14 protein-coding genes and 1 pseudogene are annotated in these 17,726 nt (G+C 64.5%); 6 read left to right on the top strand and 9 right to left on the bottom strand.

Annotation, left to right across the window (positions count from 1 at the left end; all coding sequences use genetic code 11):
- Positions 1 to 166 precede the first annotated feature (166 nt).
- Positions 167 to 352, bottom strand: a complete 186-nt coding sequence (locus HNP60_RS12625; RefSeq protein WP_184154258.1) for a hypothetical protein — start codon at positions 350 to 352, stop codon at positions 167 to 169.
- Positions 353 to 389: 37 nt separating this feature from the next.
- Positions 390 to 869, bottom strand: a complete 480-nt coding sequence (locus tag HNP60_RS12620) for a thermonuclease family protein (RefSeq protein ID WP_184154256.1) — start codon at positions 867 to 869, stop codon at positions 390 to 392.
- Between the two features lie 390 nt (positions 870 to 1,259).
- Between HNP60_RS12620 and HNP60_RS12615 the strand changes: the two are divergent.
- Positions 1,260 to 1,514 (top strand): annotated as a pseudogene (locus tag HNP60_RS12615) (xanthine dehydrogenase family protein molybdopterin-binding subunit); the annotation flags it as partial.
- Between the two features lie 146 nt (positions 1,515 to 1,660).
- Here HNP60_RS12615 and HNP60_RS12610 read toward each other — a convergent pair.
- From HNP60_RS12610 to HNP60_RS12595, 4 genes are all read right to left on the bottom strand, one after another.
- A complete protein-coding gene (locus HNP60_RS12610; RefSeq protein WP_184154254.1) occupies positions 1,661 to 4,921 on the bottom strand; it encodes an error-prone DNA polymerase in 3,261 nt (1,086 codons plus the stop codon).
- Positions 4,921 to 6,738 (bottom strand): Y-family DNA polymerase, encoded by a 1,818-nt coding sequence (locus tag HNP60_RS12605; protein ID WP_338056716.1) that lies wholly within the window; start codon positions 6,736 to 6,738, stop codon positions 4,921 to 4,923. The genes HNP60_RS12610 and HNP60_RS12605 overlap by 1 nt, the downstream gene beginning before the upstream one ends.
- The gene (locus HNP60_RS12600; RefSeq protein WP_184154252.1) at positions 6,653 to 7,432 is read right to left on the bottom strand and encodes an ImuA family protein; all 780 of its coding nucleotides are present in this window, start codon (positions 7,430 to 7,432) and stop codon (positions 6,653 to 6,655) included. The genes HNP60_RS12605 and HNP60_RS12600 overlap by 86 nt, the downstream gene beginning before the upstream one ends.
- Before the next feature lie 68 nt (positions 7,433 to 7,500).
- A complete protein-coding gene (locus HNP60_RS12595; RefSeq protein WP_184154250.1) occupies positions 7,501 to 8,148 on the bottom strand; it encodes an SOS response-associated peptidase family protein in 648 nt (215 codons plus the stop codon).
- 46 nt (positions 8,149 to 8,194) lie between these two features.
- Between HNP60_RS12595 and HNP60_RS12590 the strand changes: the two genes are divergently transcribed.
- Entirely contained in the window at positions 8,195 to 8,689 is a 495-nt protein-coding gene (locus HNP60_RS12590) for an SOS response-associated peptidase family protein (protein WP_184157041.1), read from the top strand.
- A 61-nt stretch (positions 8,690 to 8,750) separates the two neighbouring features.
- On the opposite strand, the gene HNP60_RS12585 is transcribed toward HNP60_RS12590, so the two are convergent.
- Positions 8,751 to 9,659 (bottom strand): endonuclease/exonuclease/phosphatase family protein, encoded by a 909-nt coding sequence (locus tag HNP60_RS12585; RefSeq protein WP_014076969.1) that lies wholly within the window; start codon positions 9,657 to 9,659, stop codon positions 8,751 to 8,753.
- 148 nt (positions 9,660 to 9,807) lie between these two features.
- On the opposite strand from HNP60_RS12585, the gene HNP60_RS12580 reads away from it, so the two are divergent.
- Both HNP60_RS12580 and HNP60_RS19765 read left to right on the top strand, forming a co-directional pair.
- Positions 9,808 to 10,623, top strand: a complete 816-nt coding sequence (locus tag HNP60_RS12580; protein WP_184154248.1) for a SirB1 family protein — start codon at positions 9,808 to 9,810, stop codon at positions 10,621 to 10,623.
- A gap of 162 nt (positions 10,624 to 10,785) precedes the next feature.
- Positions 10,786 to 11,007, top strand: a complete 222-nt coding sequence (locus HNP60_RS19765; RefSeq protein ID WP_221414841.1) for a hypothetical protein — start codon at positions 10,786 to 10,788, stop codon at positions 11,005 to 11,007.
- Here HNP60_RS19765 and HNP60_RS12570 read toward each other — a convergent pair.
- On the bottom strand, positions 11,004 to 11,246 hold the full coding sequence (locus HNP60_RS12570) for a hypothetical protein (protein WP_148276589.1): 243 nt from the start codon (positions 11,244 to 11,246) through the stop codon (positions 11,004 to 11,006). The genes HNP60_RS19765 and HNP60_RS12570 overlap by 4 nt on opposite strands.
- A gap of 350 nt (positions 11,247 to 11,596) precedes the next feature.
- Between HNP60_RS12570 and HNP60_RS12565 the strand changes: the two genes are divergently transcribed.
- A complete protein-coding gene (locus HNP60_RS12565; RefSeq protein ID WP_184154242.1) occupies positions 11,597 to 11,860 on the top strand; it encodes a DksA/TraR family C4-type zinc finger protein in 264 nt (87 codons plus the stop codon).
- 1 nt (position 11,861) lies between these two features.
- Positions 11,862 to 12,425, top strand: coding sequence for an alpha-ketoglutarate-dependent dioxygenase AlkB (locus HNP60_RS12560; protein WP_184154239.1), 564 nt, complete (start codon positions 11,862 to 11,864; stop codon positions 12,423 to 12,425).
- Positions 12,426 to 12,970: 545 nt separating this feature from the next.
- On the opposite strand, the gene HNP60_RS12555 is transcribed toward HNP60_RS12560, so the two are convergent.
- Positions 12,971 to 17,704, bottom strand: coding sequence for an NACHT domain-containing protein (locus HNP60_RS12555; protein WP_184154236.1), 4,734 nt, complete (start codon positions 17,702 to 17,704; stop codon positions 12,971 to 12,973).
- Between the last annotated feature and the right edge of the window lie 22 nt (positions 17,705 to 17,726).

Below are 17,726 nucleotides of genomic sequence, written 5' to 3'. Positions count from 1 at the left end.
TCGCCGCGGCGCCGGCAAAGATGGTCTCACGGTGATATGCTCCCTAAGCGGTCTGCAACCGTGAGCAACTGGCTGAGCCCCGGCTTCGATGGAGAGAAGATGGGCGACAGAATGATGACTCAGCCGGCTATTGCAGGCAGCCCTGATTCAGGGCGACGCTTCATGCTCAGCGAAGCGGGGTTCCCATGGGCTGCTCCAACCGGTGCGCGATTTGCTTCCGTGTCTCGACGCCCTCGACATCGCCTTTAACGGCCAGCGGGCCGATGCGTTTGGTCACGAAGGTCAGCGCATTAGGACCCTGATCCTGCAACACCGCATGGGCGCAAGCCCGGAGTTCGAAAGCAGCAATCACACGACTGGTCCTTCCTGGCCAGACATCCATCAAATGGTCAGCACCAGGGTTCCCGGCGCCCGGACCAGGTCCGGGCGAGTCCTTCGCGAACCAGCTGATCGCCAAGGGACTGGCCGTTCCGCAGGAAGATCCTGAGCTTTCGGCCATAGAGATCCGCCTCGCGGCCATTCAGGGCGCGCATCTCAAATGGCCCGGCGTTCACAAGCTGGAGCAGCCGTCCCGTTGCGCGTCGGCCAAGCTCGGCTTCCTGATCGCAACGCGGTGGATGGGTTTCAGGCGCGTCAATGTCCGCGATGCGAATTTTGACAGAATCCACCCAGACGGTGTCGCCATCGACCACGCAATTGGTGCCGCCACCGGTATGGCAGAGGCTGAAGACGCGTGGTGCGATCGACACCATTGTTGCTGCAGGTTGCGCTTGCGCCTGACGGCCTTCGACGTTTGACCAGAGCGCTCCAGCGCCCAGTCCGATGACCGCCGCCGTACCGATGATGATGGGCGTTGAGAGCCTGGACATAGCCCTATAATGCGGGGGAGCAGCTTAACCAACGGTAAGTGACAGGCGCGAAGTCATGCGGCTGTTCAGGTTTTGACGACCGAAGGCGCGAAGCCATTCACCGCGGCCCCCGGGTCGCTCTGCCAATATTTCCCCAACAAGGCGTCGATCTTTTGCCGCCGCCACAGCGACGAGTGCCGCCGCACGTCCGATCTGCTGCGCGGCATGCTGGGGGACAGAAGCAAGCCCCCGAGGGTCCGGGTGCGCATGCTCGTCCATGCCTTTCTGCGGCCTGCGTGCGAGGAGGCGCCGATCTGCGGCGCTTCACGACCCGGCGCCGCTCTGTCGCGACGCCCCGGAAGCGATTGAGTTCCGTGCCGCCTCGGCAGACACCGATCCGGATATGCTAAAGGCTTCTTCGTCAATTATGACCTCGCTGGGTACGAAGTACGTGTCCATGCCGATATCCCGCACCAGGACGTTATCTTCCTTGATGCCACCGACCCCTGGTCCACTCCGATGAAGGCGAAGGGCGTCGGAGAATTAGGAATTTGCGGTGTGGGAGCGGCGATCGCCAACGCCATTTACAATGCGACCGGCGTGCGGTTGCGCGATTATCCGATGACCCTGGACAAGCATCTCTCGCGCTTGCCAAAGCCGGTCTAGTCTGAAGCAGGAGTATCGGTGTCCGTCAATAAAGCAGAGCTTTGCCCCGGGGGCGGAAGGCCTGACAGTTGCTGTCCCGTTCGCCAGGAATGCGCCGTCAGACCAGATGGGCAGCGACGCAGCTCTGGCGAATCAGGATTGCGCGTTTAATGAAAGTCGTGGCTCCTGATGCGCACAATCTCATCCTGTTCGGTCGCCGTGCCGCGGGGCGGGGAGGCGAGGGGCCGCCCGCGCGGGAATGCCGGACCGCGCGGATCCGGTCCGCCGCCATTTGATGCGCCATCGCCTCTGCCGGGCGCGACGAGGAAATCGGTCCGGCCGATCGAGCGGAGCATATCGTCCTGATTGAGGATCCGGTCGCAGATCACATGAATGACCTCGCCTTCCTTCTGCAGCCGGCCACGCATGGTAATCATCGAACTCGACATGATCGGCCGGCGATAGATCTCGAACCGGTCGGGCCACAGGATGCCGTTGGCGATTCCGGTTTCGTCCTCGATCGTGACGAACAGGACGCCTTTTGCCGAGCCTGGGCGCTGCCTCACGAGGATCACCCCCGCGACCTCGATATTCCGGCCATCGCGGATGCCGGCAAGGTCGCCGCACCGCACGATGCCCATTCGATCCAGTTCTTCGCGAAGAAAACTCACCGGATGTCCGCGCAGCGAAAGCTGGGTCGACCGATAGTCTTCGACAACCTCGCGGCCAGCGGTCAACGGGCGCAAAGCCACGTCAGGCTCGATCCCTTCCGCGCTCACTTTGCCCTCGCGCGCATCTGCCGCCGCGAACAGAGGCAGCGGCGCTTCGCCCAGGCCTTTCACCTTCCAGAGACCCTGGCGCCGGTCCTCAGCAATGACGTGGAAGGCATCGGCTTCCGCCAGACGTTCGATCGCGGCGCGCGGCACACCAGCGCGCCGCCACACATCCTCGACGTTGTCATAGGGCACCGGGCCGCGTGCGCCCGCGATTGCTGCGCCGTGGGCATTGGCAAGACCGCGCACCTGCCGGAAGCCGAGCCGGACCGCAAGATATCGCCCCCCGGTCGTTTCGAGCGTGCAATCCCAATGGCTGTGATTGACCGAGACCGGACGGATCTCGACGCCATGATCGCGCGCATTCCCCACGAGCTGGGCAGGCGCGTAGAAGCCCATGGGCTGGGCGTTGAGCAGCGCAGCGCAGAAGACATCGGGATGGTGATGCTTCATCCAGCAGCTCGCATAGGCGATCTTGGCAAACGACGCGGCATGGCTTTCGGGAAAACCATAGGAGCCGAACCCTTCGATCTGCCTGAAGGTCCGCTCGGCAAAGTCCCTGGGGTAGCCGCGCTCGACCATGCCGTTGACGAGCTTGTCGTAGAAATGGCTGACCCCGCCGGTGAGCTTGAAGGTCGCCATGGCACGGCGCAGCTGGTCGGCTTCGACGGGCGTGAAGCCGGCGCCGACGATGGCCACTTTCATCGCCTGTTCCTGGAACAGCGGCACGCCAAGCGTCTTTTCGAGGACGGCGCGCAGCTCGGGTTTGGGATAGTCCGGCGTCTCCCTGCCCTCGCGGCGACGCAAGTAGGGGTGGACCATGTCCCCCTGGATCGGGCCAGGCCGTACGATCGCGACCTCGATGACAAGATCGTAGAAACGGACCGGCTTCATGCGCGGCAGCATCGACATCTGCGCGCGGCTTTCGATCTGAAAAGTGCCCATCGTGTCGGCCTTCCGGATCATGCGATAGACATCGGGATCATCGTCCTGCAGGTCAGCCATGCTGACCCTGATCCCCTTGTCCTGCTCAAGCAGATTGAAGGCCCTGTTCATGCAACCCAGCATGCCAAGGCCGAGCACATCGACCTTCATGAACCTGAGGCGGTCGATATCGTCCTTGTCCCATTCGATGACCTGACGATCCTCCATAGCCGCAGGCTCAATCGGTACGAGATCGTCCAGGCGCTCCTGAGTCAGCACGAAGCCGCCGGGATGCTGCGAGAGGTGGCGAGGTGTCCCGATCAACTGCCTGGAGAGCTCGAGCGTGAGGCGCAGGCGATGATCCTGACCATTGAGGTTCAGGGCGGCAATTTGCTCCTGCGAGATCCCGTCTTCCGACCAGCCCCAGACAAGGCCGGTCAGCATCTTCGTGAGATCGGCTGGCAGGCCGAGCGCCTTGCCAACCTCGCCCACCGCGCCGCGCGTGCGATAACGGGTGACGACCGCGGTCAGCGCGCTGCGCGTGCGACCATAGGTTTCATAGATCCACTGGATGATCTCCTCGCGTCGCTCGTGCTCGAAATCGACGTCGATATCGGGCGGCTCCTTGCGTTCGCCCGAGACGAAACGCTCAAACAGCAGCTCATGCTTGATCGGATCGATGGAAGTGATGCCGAGCATGAAGCACACGCAGCTGTTCGCAGCTGAGCCGCGACCCTGGCAGAGGATGCCGCGCCTGCGGCTCTCGGCGACGATCGAATTCACGGTGAGAAAATAGGGCGCATAGCCAAGGTCTCCGATGAGCCGCAGCTCGTGATCGATCTGATCGCGATAGGGCCGGGGGAGACCGTCGGGAAACATCACCCGGGCGGCCTGTTCTGTCAGGATCGCCAGCGCCTCCTGCGCCGATCGACCTTCGATCACCTGCTCATAGGGATATTGGTACTGGATCTCGCTGAGGTCGAATGCACAGAGCGCGGCGATATCGGCACTGGCCTGTATTGCGTCAGGAAAGGCCGAAAAGCGCCGCTCCATTTCCTGTGGCGATTTGAGGTTCCTGTCCATGAACCGCTCGCGCCTGAAGCCCAGCGCATCGATCGTCGTTCGCTCCCGGATGGCAGTGACGACGTCCTGGAGCGGGCGCCGTTCGGGCGAATGGAACAGGACGTCGCCGGTCGCGACGCAGCGTATGGATTGGGCGTCGGCAGCGGCGGCGAGCGCGTGAAGCCGGGCCGCGTCCTTCGGGCGCCGGCGCAAGGTGAGGGCGAGGTGGCCGTTAGACCCGAAGACATCGCGTAGCTCTCTCAGCCGTCCCGTGAGCCCGTCATCAGGCTCGTCGGGGATGAGAATGGCGACGAGGCCCTCGGCCCATGCAGCGACGTCGCTCCATTCGAGCGTGCAATGTCCTTTGCCGCCGCGCGCCTTCCCGACCGAGAGAAGCCGGGTGAGCCGGGACCAGGCCGGGCGTGTCGTTGGATAGAGCAGCAGGGCGCGGCCATCGACAAGATCGACGCGCGCGCCGGCGATCATCCGAACACCCGTGGCCTTCTGGCCTTCCCAGCCGCGCACCACGCCCGCCACACTGCCCCGATCGGCAAGGCCCAGCGCCTTGTGGCCGAGCAGCCGGGCTGCGGCGAACAGCTCTTCGGGAGAGGAGACCCCGCGCAGGAAAGAGAAGTGGCTCGTGACCTGAAGCTCGACATAAGTCGCCATCAGCCGAACGCCCCGTGCATGTACCAGCTGAGATCGCCCGTGGGCGCTTCGACGCCGTCGCCGCGCCGGAAGATCCAGAAGCGCGCGCCACCCTGCGTCTCGACCGCGAAATAGTCCCGCACGGCCCAGAGCTCCCCGGGCCGCTGCCACCACTCGCCATGGACGCGTTCCGGACCATCGCCAGCAACGACCGTGTAGAGCTGGCGGCGCCAGATGAAACGCCGTGGCGGATGATCGGGCAGCAAGGCGATGACCTGGCCCAAGGGCTCCGGCCGCGCCAGAAGGCGGACCGGTCGGCGCCAGGGGGCCCATCCCGTTGGTGTCGACAGGGGCGGCGCGCGACCGACCGCGCGCTCCGGAACGTCGCTTTCGATGCCCCTCGCGCGAAACAGCGCTTCCTCACCGACGCGGCCCGAAAGCTGGTCCACCAGCAGAGCGATGTCCGGCGCGGCGGTCTCGCCGCCGAGCGGGTCCCCTAGCGCTTCGGGTTGAAGATCCTCGACGCGCGGGGTGCGCAACCGCATCGCCTCGATACCGAGGCCTGGCTCGATCCGCTCGATCTGCAGACCGAGCATGCGTTTGAGATGCCTGGCATCGCGGGTTGCTCGTGCTGTGCCGAGGCCGATCCGCTGCTCGTCGCTATCGACCCGCGTGCAGGATAATACCAGCGTGCGCAGGCCGAGGCCGCGCACCTGCAACACGGCTACCAGATCGTCGACCAGATCGCCGATGACCTGCGTAATGGCTTCGGCTGTTCCGATCGGTTCGAGCAGTTGACGTTCGACCAAGGGCTCCTCGAACGGCACGACGGGAACGATCGGCTCAGGCGAGAGGCCTCGCGCCTGATCCAGACGCTGGACCGTTTCGAGACCAAAGCGACGAGCGAGCGGGCCGCGCGGCATCGGATAGAAATCGCCGACACGCTCCAGACCAAAGCGCGCCGCCGAGACCAGGGCGGCCGGAGACAGTCGCAGAGCAGCAACGGGAAGGTCGGCAAGCGCCTGCGTTTCCTGGCCGGACCGGAGGATCGTTGTCGCGCGCCCGCTGAACCGGGCGAGCGCATGGGCCGCGCCGGGCGTTCCGGCGATTGCGATCCCGCCCGTGAAGCCCAGCCTGCGTAGAAAATTGAGCAGCCGCTGGCAGAAGCGCGCCTCGCCGCCGAACAGATGCGTCGTGCCCGTCAGGTCGAGCCAAAGGCCGTCAGGACCGGCGACGCTTGCGGTCGGCGTCCAATGCCCGACCGCATGGAGCGCCAGGCGATCGAGAACGGCCCGATCGGCATCCGGCTCTGCATCGCGTACTTCCAGATCGGTGACCTGTGCCCGGGCCTGCGCGGCGGGCATGCCAGGGCGCAGGCCCAGATCGATTGCGATCGGGCAGGCCGCACTGATCACTTCCTTTTGCCCGATCCGCTCGATCAGGATGAGCGGCCTGGCCCATGGATTTGTCATCGTCGTTGGCAGGACCTGGCCGCCGCCCCGGCTGCCATCGTCAGGCCGCATAGCCTTGAATGGATTGTCCGCGGCTTCGCTGCGGCGTCCCATCTCGCGCATGGTCGGCCGCTGATGAGCCGGCATGGCATCCGGTTCGGCCTGCGAGGGGCGCCGGCTTAGCGCGCCATCGCGCGCCCAGCGTGCACCCGGCCTCCAGCCTCCGCCGCGCGGAACCGAGCAGGCGCCTGGCTCATCATCGATGGGCGGCAGGGGCGTCTGGGCGGACTGCGGAAACGGCTCAGGCAGCAGCGCTGATGGCCGCTCCATCCTGCGCAGGCGCTCGATGGGGAGCTGCGGCAGGAAGAGCGAGGCGACCCTGGTCATCGCAGGCCTCGATCTCAAGCTGGAAGGGATTGCCGCCACGCTGGCGAACCAGCTCGACCGACCAGCGCGCACGGCCGACACCGGCATGGGGCAGGGGGGCGGAGGGGGCAGAGCCGATCAGCCAGCGGGTCATTGCAGATGATGGCTGCGCCAGCGGGCACCGATCGCGCGCGCGGTGACGGCGATAGAGCAGGATCGGCGTGCCGCCGTCGGATGCAGCCAGTTGCAGACGGCGGGTCGCCACCTGGTCGGCGACCTTCACCTCCGCGACGACGCAGGCCAGCGATCCGTCCCGCAGACCATCCTCGGCAAGCGCAAGAACCTCGCTGTCCCGGCGTCCCTGGGCATAGAGAAGCTTATCCGGACCGAGGCCGACATGTTCGAGCGCAGGCGCATAGAGATCAAACGTCGAGAGGGCCCAGAGCACATTGGCTCCAGGCTTCGCCGCGAAGCGCGCGGCAATCCCGGCGATGAACAGGCTGGTCGCTGCATCGTCGGTCAGCTCGGCGGACCGGGGCGCCATTTCATGCAGGCCAGCGCCCGACAGGCCATGATCGACGAGCCGATCATCGAGCGCAGGCACGCCAAATGGCAGCACGGGGCCGCGCACGCTTTGCGCGTGCATGAGCTCGGCGCGAAGCGCCGACAGCTGATCGGCCCGGAGGCGATCGGGGGAATGGTTCGGTTCTGTCATAGTGAGACATCGACTCAGATGTTCCCATTATGTTCTACCTGTATGAAGGTTCCGTCAAGACGGCTGCGTCAGAGCGAGAGCGTCGCCTGGGCGAGCCGGCCGGGCGGCGGGTAGAGGCGCTTGACCACCAGGCTTCCCGCCGGAAGAGACCGCAGGATTTCCTGCGCAGGCACTTGGGAATTGAGCCAGTCCGCCCACTGGTCGCGCGTCAGGGGAATGATCTGCCGATTATGATAGGGCGCAATCTCCTCGCCTGCGTCCATCGTCAGCATCGAGAAGCACTGGCCGACCGGACTATCCCGCCAGATCCCGGCGATACAGAACCAGTCATGGTCCTTCATCGTGAACAGCCATTTGTCGAGGCGCTTGTCCTTCGGACGTGGGACTTCGGGATCGGTAAATTCGTAGAAGCCGTCGGCGAGGATGAGGCAGCGCTGGACGCTGAGATCGGGCGGTCTGCCGCCAAAGCCCTCAGTCCGGAAATTATAGACCGGCCCCGACTTACCTGGCCAGCCCCAACGTCTGCTCACAAGCTCGCCGACGCGGTGCTGCCCGTCGGCAGGCGTACGCACGATTGGCGCCATGTCGGTCATCCTGATGTCCTGACGCGCCTGCACGTTCGGCGCGCCTTCCGGCATCCTGATCCTGATTTTCAGCCCTTCAAAGTCATCGGCGATCGTGGCGATGTCGAGAAGGAGGCGGTAATCATTGCACATGGTCCGGGCCCTTGTCGATCGTCATCGTTCCCTGTATGTTCCAATGATGGGCGTGGCGGCAACACCCTTCGACTCCGACGCTCCCATGGGCGCGACGCGGCCGATCATCCGGCGCAATCCCGAAGATGTCGAGGAGCTTGAGATGATCGAAGCGCGCTGGGGGTCCAATCCCCGGTTCAGCGATGGGGTGAGCTATCGCTTTGTGCGATCTGAAGGGCAGACATTGCCCAGCCACCGTTGCCTGATGCCGGCGTCCGAATTCCACATGAAGGTCGGCAAGAAGCGCTACCGGGTGATGCTCGACAGTGGCCAGCATTTCTATCTGGCCGGGGTCTGGGAGCCGCCCTTGGGGACGGACTCCGATCTCCCATTTTTCCGGATCGTGACGGTTGCGGCCAATGTCGAGGTCGCGCCTTTCCAGGATCGGCACGGCGCGATCCTCTTTCCGCGACAGGTCATGCACTGGCTGGATCGGACCGTTTCCAATGAGGAACTGCTGATCACGCCGCCCAGGAACACATTCATCGTCGAGCAGATCTGACGCGCAGCATCGGCCCGCCGGAGCCGCGCAAGCTGACGCTTTGAGTATCCGGATCAGCTGGTCACTCGCTCAGTGTCACCGAGACCGGGCAATGATCTGAATAATGCTTCTCGCCTGGAGCATAGCGGGTCTCCCCGAACGCGATCATGCGGCCCGCGGCACGGCGATCCAGCACGATATGATCGATGAAGCTGTCATAGCGGGGATCACAGGTCGGCGGCGTGCCGGCGTCGGCGAGCCTGAGATCCGCATTTGCTGGTTCACCATCGTCTATCTCTGCCCAGACCCGGTCATCAGGCAAGCCAAGGCGTCGGTTCCAGTCGCCCAGGATCACGAACGGGAGAGGACCTCTCGCGGCCTCGTCGATCCAGGCTTCAAGCTTCGGAATCTGGTCGAGCAGGACAGGGCAAGCCTTCGCATCCTGCCCGGTGAAGCAGCCCGACTTGAGGTGAACCGAGAGAAGGCGCAGCGGCTTGCGGCCGGCCGGCCTCAACGTCAGGTCCACGCCCGAGCGAAGCTGCTCATTGCCGAGCATCAACGATGTCACATCAGGATGACGCTCAAACGCAAGGCCCTTGCGAATGGCAAATCCCACGGCCTGACGAATGACGGCCTGCTCTTTGAACTGCCCGCCACAGGTGCCGCCAGGCGAGCCCTTTCGCGCCTCTATGACGATGGTGTAGCGCGCAGGATCGAACACGCGGGCCGCTGCCGCCTCGGTCTCGACTTCCTGGAAAGCGATGACGTCCGCATCGAGACCATCGACGATCCTGCGCATAGCGGCGTAATCACTCTCGACACGTGGCTCGCAACCGACGCCATCCTTCTCAGCCAGAAATTCCATGTTCCAGCTCACAAGCTTGAGCGGACGGTCGGCGCGTGTTTCGGCGCGAGATGGCGGTGCCGCTGGCGTCGCGCAGGCGGAGAGGCCAACAAGGCAGGCGAGGGGAAGCGCGAGGAGGAATTTCATCGGTCGCTTCTGGCGCCAAGGTGATCGGGCATCAACTGCCAAACGCAGCCGCCGCCTCTCCAGATTGCCAGTGTGTCGAAATCCTCGGGATCGCGACGGCTTGCGCATACGCCTTGAAGCGAAGTCACCCGCCGCCGACATAAGGCTAATGACCATTGCGACTATCGGCCTGCTCGATGACGAGCAAATCACCCTCGATCTGGCAGCTTTGGCCCTCAGTGAGCTCGATCATCCGGGCACGGACCTTGAGCTTTATGCTAGTCTGCTCCAGGATATTTCGAGCCGTCTTGCGGACGACGGCGCCGACGCGACACGTCCGGCGGACCAGGCAGCCGTTCTGGCAAAGGTGCTTCACGAGGAGTTCGGGTTCAAAGGCGACGTGGAGAGCTATGATGCGCCGCTCAATGGTGATCTGATCCGCGTGCTCGACAGACGTCAGGGTCTGCCGGTGAGCCTCTCTATCCTCTATGTCGCCGCAGCGCGGCGGGTCGGATGGACCGCCGACCCTCTCAATACGCCGGGTCATGTTCTGGTCCGCCTCGGCGGAGATGATGCGGTGGTGATCGATCCATTCAACGGCGGCGCGATTGTCCGACCGGAACAGCTCCTCGCGCTCCTCGGCAGGGCCGCAGCCGCAGGTGTCGCGGTATCTGCGGAACAATCCGGCCCCATGAGCAATCGCAACACGCTGGTCCGCCTCCTGATGAACCAGGCCATGCGAGCCGAAAGCGCGAACGATCCGGGCCGGGCCATGACAATCTACCAACGCATGACACTGGTTGCCCCGAGCAATCCGGACGGCTGGTGGTCACTCGCACGACTGCAGCTCACGGCAGGACACATCGATCCCGCCCGCAAGAGCCTCAGTGCCATGCTTGAAATCACCCGGGACCCGGAGCGTCGTGAAGTGATCACCTCGGTGCTCGAACAGATTTCCGGAGCCTGGCGGCTCGCGAGACGGTGAGAATGCTGGATCGCTCCTGTCATGCCTGAGCAAACGAGCCCCCAAAGATCGGGCCGTCCGGTCACGCCTGACGGACATTATTTCGTCGTTCGTGGCCGGCTGTGGCGCCTCGCAAATCCTGCCCTGCCGACTGCGGAAAAAGATGCGCTGGTTCGCGCCCTCATGAGGGTCCGCCGCGCGATTGCACAGGCCAGTCGGTCGAATGACGAGGCTGGCCGGGCGACTGCGCGAACGGAGGTCGACCGGCTGAAACGCGCACTGGGCGAACGGGGACCGGTCTGGTGGGACGATGGCGCGCCTGACTATAATCACCACATGGTCCGCAGCACCCCTTATGCACCATGGTTCGCCGGACTGGCCGAGATCTCAGGCCCTCCAGACTAGTCCTGCCGCAGACGCGCGGCAGCGCTCAGCAACTCAATGCGTCGCAGAGCAGCACTCATATTCTGGGAGCGCCCGATCTCATTGTCTGACTGACACGAGTCCCAGAAATAACGGATCGCTTCTGCTGGAATGCCAACGAACCGAAGCGCCTTGAGGGCGAGCCGCACATCGGCGCCAGTCTGTTTTCCTGCGCCGCTGCGGCTCACCGCAGCGCGCAAAACCTCCATTGCCTCATCCATGGATCGGTGCGTGAGCGGGCTTAGTCATCCGCCTCACTGCCCTTCGGGAGAACGGGCGCGTCCCATTCCTCCGGCGTCATGCCCATCATGATCTCAAAAAGGCTGCTGTCTTCGGCCCGCTCGTTCGGACCATAGGGCCGGTCACCGGATTGCACTGCTTTTACTCCCGCGCGTCGATTCGATCTTCATGGTCGGCTTGGGTAGAACGAAAGAAGAACGATGATCAAGGGCCGATAGGGCGCTCGTTGCGCAATCCCTCCCGGCGATCGTTGTAAGCCAGGGCTCGGGCGGATGAAAATCTCGGCAGGCATCCTACATAGACACTGGCTTAGCAATGAGAGGGAATGCCCATGGCGAATGGCTGGGCGCCCGATGGCGCCGTTCAGGATCAGATCGACGACAGCGTGAAGGACGCGCTGGCGATGGCGCGTGCGCGTCTGCCCACCGGAGAGGGGTTGTCCCAATGCGAGGAATGCGGCGAGCCAATTCCGGATGCGCGCCGGATTGCCCTTCCTGGGGCGCGAACATGTGTCGGTTGCCAGTCGGCGCGCGACAGGCGTCCAGGCTATTCTGCTATCAATCGCCGGGGCAGCAAGGATAGCCAGCTACGCTGACATGGCTTCTAACCTAGACCTGTTTCCGACGCCTGTCGTCTCTGGTCTGGCCTTTCAGGGGGAGGCAGTCGCGTCCGGCGAAGAAGCAGACCTCATCGAGCGGATCGATGAACAGTCGCTCAGTCCGTTCCGCTTCCAGCAGTGGACCGGCAAACGCCTGACGCGATCCTTCGGTTGGAGTTACGATTTCGAGACTGGATCCTTCACGCAGACGGAGCCGATACCCGAGTGGCTTTATACCGTGAAACGGCGGGCCGAGCGATTTGCGGGCCTCGCCGAAGGCGATCTCGTCCAGGCACTTCTCATCCGCTACGATCCGGGGGCCGGCATCGGCTGGCACAGGGACCGTCCGGTCTTCGGGCACGTTGTCGGTCTTTCCTTAGGCAATGCAGCCACCCTTCGCTTGCGACAGCGCCGCGCGGACGGCTTCAGGCGGGCGAAGATCGAACTCCCGCCCCGGTCGATCTACCATCTCTCTGGCGAGGTCCGACACAATTGGGAGCACAGCATTGCACCGTTGGAGCTCCCCCGATGGTCAATCACGTTTCGAAGTCTCGCACGATGACTGACGGGCCGGTATCTTGAAGAGGGGCAAGGCGCGCCCCACATCCAACCTATCGTTCAACAACGGAAAGGAGGTGGTCAGATGTCTCATTGTCCCACGCTACGTGCGGGAGATTGTCTGGGCATGGCCTCCGCGGGGGTCAGGCTCTAAGCCTGCCGCATAAGGCACCGACAATGGAAGGGTCGTCCCGGCTGGGGCGGCCCTTCGTTTTTGTGTGAGGGCGGAAATGAATGCCTAGTCCAGTCGGTGATGCGCAACAAAGGTGGCTCGCCTAACCCGTGCCCGTGGTGATTTAGGGTACGTTGCATGGCCAGGTCACCGGACTACCGAGAGGCTAGGACAGCGTCATCTTCGTTGGACGATCCGGAACGTCCCCTTTGAGGAGCGCAGAGTGGGATAGCGGACGTTTCGAGGAGCGGGCCGGCGCGTCAGTTTCACGCCCTAATTGCTGCCGTTGGACCGATCTGAGAGCGCCACCAGAAGTGGACATTCATTCTCGACATCGACGTGCAGAATGTCACCAAACGGCGCACCATTGAGTGACGCTATTCAAGGTTCACGGAGCTCCAACCTAACATTCCCGCTTCGGGCCAGGGAATATGGGATTCGAGATCAGGATGATTCGGCTCGGCCAAAGGCTTGCCATACTGGTCGCGCAGTTCGTCGATGGCCCGCAGGCACAAGCGCGCGTGATGGGCGGAGGCCGCATTTGTGCGCATCAGTTTGAAAGCGCGTTTTCGGAGGGCCGGGAGTGGTTTGCTCTCAAGTTCGTAGGTGTTTCCCAAATTAGCGGCCGGTATTCGGGTGACGGCCGCATTCTCGAGGCGGCTGGCTAGCTCATTGCCGATGATATTGCGCCCTTTGGTGTCGGCGAGCTCGAGCAGTCTGATCGCATCGCCTTCGTCCATGGTCTCGGCGATCGCGCTGGCGATGACGCCGAGCTTGGCTTGCTCGCTGAGCATCTCAAGCATGGCGAAGGCCCGGGCGCGCGGCGCGGGCCGGGCAATAAGTGTTTCGAGTGCAGTGCGCATGCCGTGACTGTCGCGCCAGTGCGTGGCGTCGACCGGCGTCGTCTCGATTGCGTCGAGCAGGACATTGGCGGCATCGTCGTTGCCGATCGTGGCGAGCGCGCGCGGCCAAGTGTCACCAAACAATGCGAGTGGGTCGGCTTGGCGCAACATCTCGAGCGCTTTCGGCGCAGTTTGCGCAGGGGAATAGCCGAGTGCGAACACCAGATCCTGATGATTGTGCTGGCGTCGGAGTTGCTCGGGCCATTGGCTGGGGTCGGGGAGCGCCGCAGCCGGATCGTCGGCGAAAGCGGCGAGCCGGATCCACAGCTTGAGCTTCCACAGATCGTTTTCGGAATGCCAGCGCGCTTCGATCGCTCTGGCTTCGCGGTCGATTTCGTCATGGACTAGCGCCGCAGGGAGCAGTTCCCCGCGTTCGGCCAACGCCTTGCAGTATTCGGGGAAGCGATAGGCTTCCTTGGCAGTGTCGAGCAGGTGACGGAGGCTGGCGCCGCGGTTGCCATAGTCCATCTGCATTGCCCGGCTGGCAAGGTACAGCGCCTTGGCGATCGATGCCTTATCGTCCCGTGCCGCAAGCTGATCGACCCGGCCGAGGATCATCGCGGCGGCGGGATCGGGCGTGCGGTGGGACCGCTCGGCAAGGCTGGCGCGGCGTGCGGTCATGTCGTCGAGCTGGCCGCCGAAGAGGGTGGAGCTGCGCGGTTCGACGGCGCGTAGCTGGCTCAGCACCGAAGCCGCATCGTCCTCCCATGCCGGGTCGGCGAACCGTTCTATCATCGCGTCGACGACGATGTCGCCGCCGAGCCGGACCAGCGCATCCTGATACTGGTTGTCATAGACCATATTGGCTTCGCTGCCCGCCATATTGCCGAACGCGGCGTCGCGTGCGGCACGCTGGCGGACGAGGCGGGCGCGGTCCTCCTCGATCAGGTCGAGCAGCAACGGGAGATGGCGGCTATCGCCGAGCCGGCCGATCAGCCGACCTAGCGGGACGAGACGGAAGCGCGGACCGTCGGCATCGGCGATCATCATTCTCGTCCAGCCCGGCAGCTTAGCGTCGAGCGCGGCGCGCTCGCCCGGTGCGATCGGCAGCAACGGCCTCTCGTCGCTGCCGCTCTTCCAGCCGGCAAGCGCGTCCGCGAGCACGAAAGTCTCGCCAGCATTACGCGCGTCGCGGGCAAGTACCTGGCCGGCCAGCAGCGCAAATGGCGTGTGTACGAGCGCGTCGGAGAGTCGCGCGAGGCGTTTGTCGCGGCGGAACTCCGGGTTGCTGCTGGAGGAAAGCAATTCTTCGAGGATGGTGCTGATCGCATCTGCGTCGAGTAGCCGAGCGGCGTCGGTGCGCTTCTGCCAGTCGCCGTCCTCGCTGGTCAGGATGAGGCGGAGATAGCCCGTGTTGGCAGGCGCTTGGGTCAGCCAGGGTCGCGCTTCGAGCGGGATGCGCTTGCCCTTTCCCAGCAGTTCAGCGAGAGCTTCGCTCAGCGTACTTGCATGACGCGCCGCAACCTTCTCGTAGATGCCGCGCGCCGACCAGCTATGGTCGAGCTTGATCGCAAGCAGCGCCGCGACGATGGCCTCCGGTCTGGCCAGGTCATATTCGAGGGCGAGGTCAATCCATTCCACACCCTCAGCCGTCTCGAAGCGCTTGCGTCGCCATAGCTCCCAGCGGGCGCGATTGGCCTGGTCGATCGCCTCGGGTCGGCGTTCGCGGGCGATGCGGATGCCGGTCGCGTCGTCGATACCCGTGAGCAGGCCGTTGAGGTGGCTGGCTTCGTCGTGGAAGTCGAGATAGTCGACCACACCCGAGACGACATCGGGATCGGGGTCGGCCAGCGCCGCCGTGACCACGCGGTCAAGCCCGGCGGAATCGCCCTGGTCGATGATGTCGATCAACAGCACGCGGCGGGTCTGGTCTCCGAGCCTCGCAAAATGCGCGTCCCAGCCTGGCAGCAGCGCGTCGAGCGGAAAACGGTGGCGTACGCTTCTGAGGCCGAAGGCCATTTCGCCATGCGCCTCAAGCATCTGCCAGAGCTTCTCGCTGAACTGCGGCCGCCCGCTCGCCAGCATGAAGCTCGCGGCGCGGGTCTGTTGCTCTTTAAGCCAGGCGGTCGCGAACGCATCAAGCAGTGGATCGAGCGGCGCCTTGGCCGCTTCGGGCACGCGCTGGAGCATCTCGGTCGCGAGGAATGGCTCGATGCCGAGCGTGACCGAAACTAGCGCGCGAAGCGCAGCTGCGCGGCTGCCGTCGCGCGCGAGCCGCTCGACCGAGAACACGAGGGACTGTCCCCAGAACGGTGCGTCGAGGATGGCGAGTAGACTGGTCGGAATGGTCCGGTCGGCAGTGGCGATCATCTCGTCGATCGCGTGCGACGCAAACCATTCCTGGAGCAACTGGTGCGAGAAAGCGATATCGCGGCTGCCGGGCTCGCCATCGGCGGTAAGTATCGAATCCGCGAGCAGCTGGTCGAGCGCCTGCGGAGGCGTGACCGGCACGAACAGCATGTGCGCGGCGCGCAGCCGGTCGAGGCTGGTGGCGAGCAGAGGAAGTAGCTCACCTTCGGCGATCGCTGTGCTCTCGGCCGCCATTAGCGCCGAGCCTAGATCCTCGAGCAACGCCTGTTGCTGCCCGTCTAGCGCGATGCGCATCGCTTCGCGCTGCTTGGGCTCGCCCTTAGCGACGTCGATCAGCTGGCGGATCGCGCTCTCGCGATCAGTCGGAAGCGTCCCGCCGCGCGCCTGGGCGAGGATCGCGGTCAAGAACAAGGGAATGCGCAGCAGCGGCCGCAACTTGGGCTGCGCACGGGCGCGGATCAGCAGCTGGCGGCCGTCGCTGCCATGCTGGAGCTCGGCGGCGGCAAACTGGCGGTCGCGGTCGAACGCGGCGAGCTCGAGTCGCATCTCGGCGCCAAAGGGACGTACCGTGCCGGTACGAGTGGTGAGGACGAGCAGGACGTGGGGGTAGAGCCGCCGCAGCTCGCCCAGTGCCTCCCAGGCCCAGTCGCGTTGTGTCTGTCCGAGCTCGTTCCACCCGTCGAGCAGCAGCACCAGCCGCCCGCTGCGCGCCAGCAACGCCAGCGCGTCGCGACCAATCGTGTGGAATGGATCGCTGGCGATCCCGTCGAGGATCGGCTGCCCACCGAGTGCGAGCCGGGGCAGGCGGCGAACGATCGGCACCAGTTCGCTGCTCTCGAGCAGATGCGTCGCGATTTGCACGAGGCTCTGCGTCTTGCCCGCCCCCGGCACCCCTTCGACTGCGAGGCCGCGATGCTTGCGCAGCAAGGCTTCGATATCACCAAGGGCGAACGTCGTGCTGGCGCCGGGTGACGGCGGATCGCCCTCATAGCCGATCGGATCGAGTGGCACGAACTCCGGAGACAGCGCTGCGATCTGGAGTCCGTCGCGCCATGCCTGGGCATCGCGGGTGGCAGCCTTGCGCGCAGCGCGGGTGATCGGTTCGAGTTGGGGGTCGGTCGGCTCGAGCGTGATGGCATATTGTTCGGCGAGATGGCTGCGCAGCTGATCGGCGTCGAACCCCGCGCCGCGGACGTTGAGCGTGCCCGCAACGACTTCGAGGGTGGCGAACAAGCTCACCGGATCGGGAGCATTTGCCAGATAAGTCACTGCACGCAATTGATCGATTGCGTGCGCGCGGTCGCGGTCCCGCGCGAACGAAGCGTCGATGCCGACGACGGTGAAACGCCGGAAGAAGTTGAGGAGCTCTTCGCTGGTCGCTGCGCGACCGAGCGGCTTCTCGCTGAGCGCCGCGACATTATCCCAAAGCTGCTTGGCGTCGCCGCCCTGGCCAGGCCGATCGAGCGCCGCTACCAGCGCGGCGCCGTCTGCGGCCAGCACAGCCATCTCGGTGAGCCGCCGCACTGCATAGAGGCTGTCGCTGGCGATCCGCTCGGCGACCGCGCCGACCCAATCCACCGCTGCGATGCCTGGCGCGCACAGGTCGCGCCAGGCATCGCGGACGATGTCGGCGAAGTTGGTGTTGCTCGGCGATGCGCTCAGTGTGAGCTGATGCTTGACTTGAAAGCGAGCGACGGTGGTGCGGCCCTGTTCGTCCTCGCAATGGATTTCGAGGTCGTCGAGCGCCGCTGCCTGCTGCGCAGCGACGCGGACCACCTTTCCGGCTAGCCCGGGTCCCGCTCCGCCTGCCAGCATCGCCGCGAGGTAGACGGCGGCAGCAGCACGCTCATAGCTGACGCCGATTCCACCCGTCGATTCGGTCGATGCCGCGTGCTTCATCGTGTCTTTCCTCGAGCGGAGA

The sequence above is a fragment of the Sphingobium lignivorans genome, assembly GCF_014203955.1.
GTDB lineage: Bacteria > Pseudomonadota > Alphaproteobacteria > Sphingomonadales > Sphingomonadaceae > Sphingobium > Sphingobium lignivorans.
This window is presented reverse-complemented; position numbering and strand designations above follow the sequence as displayed.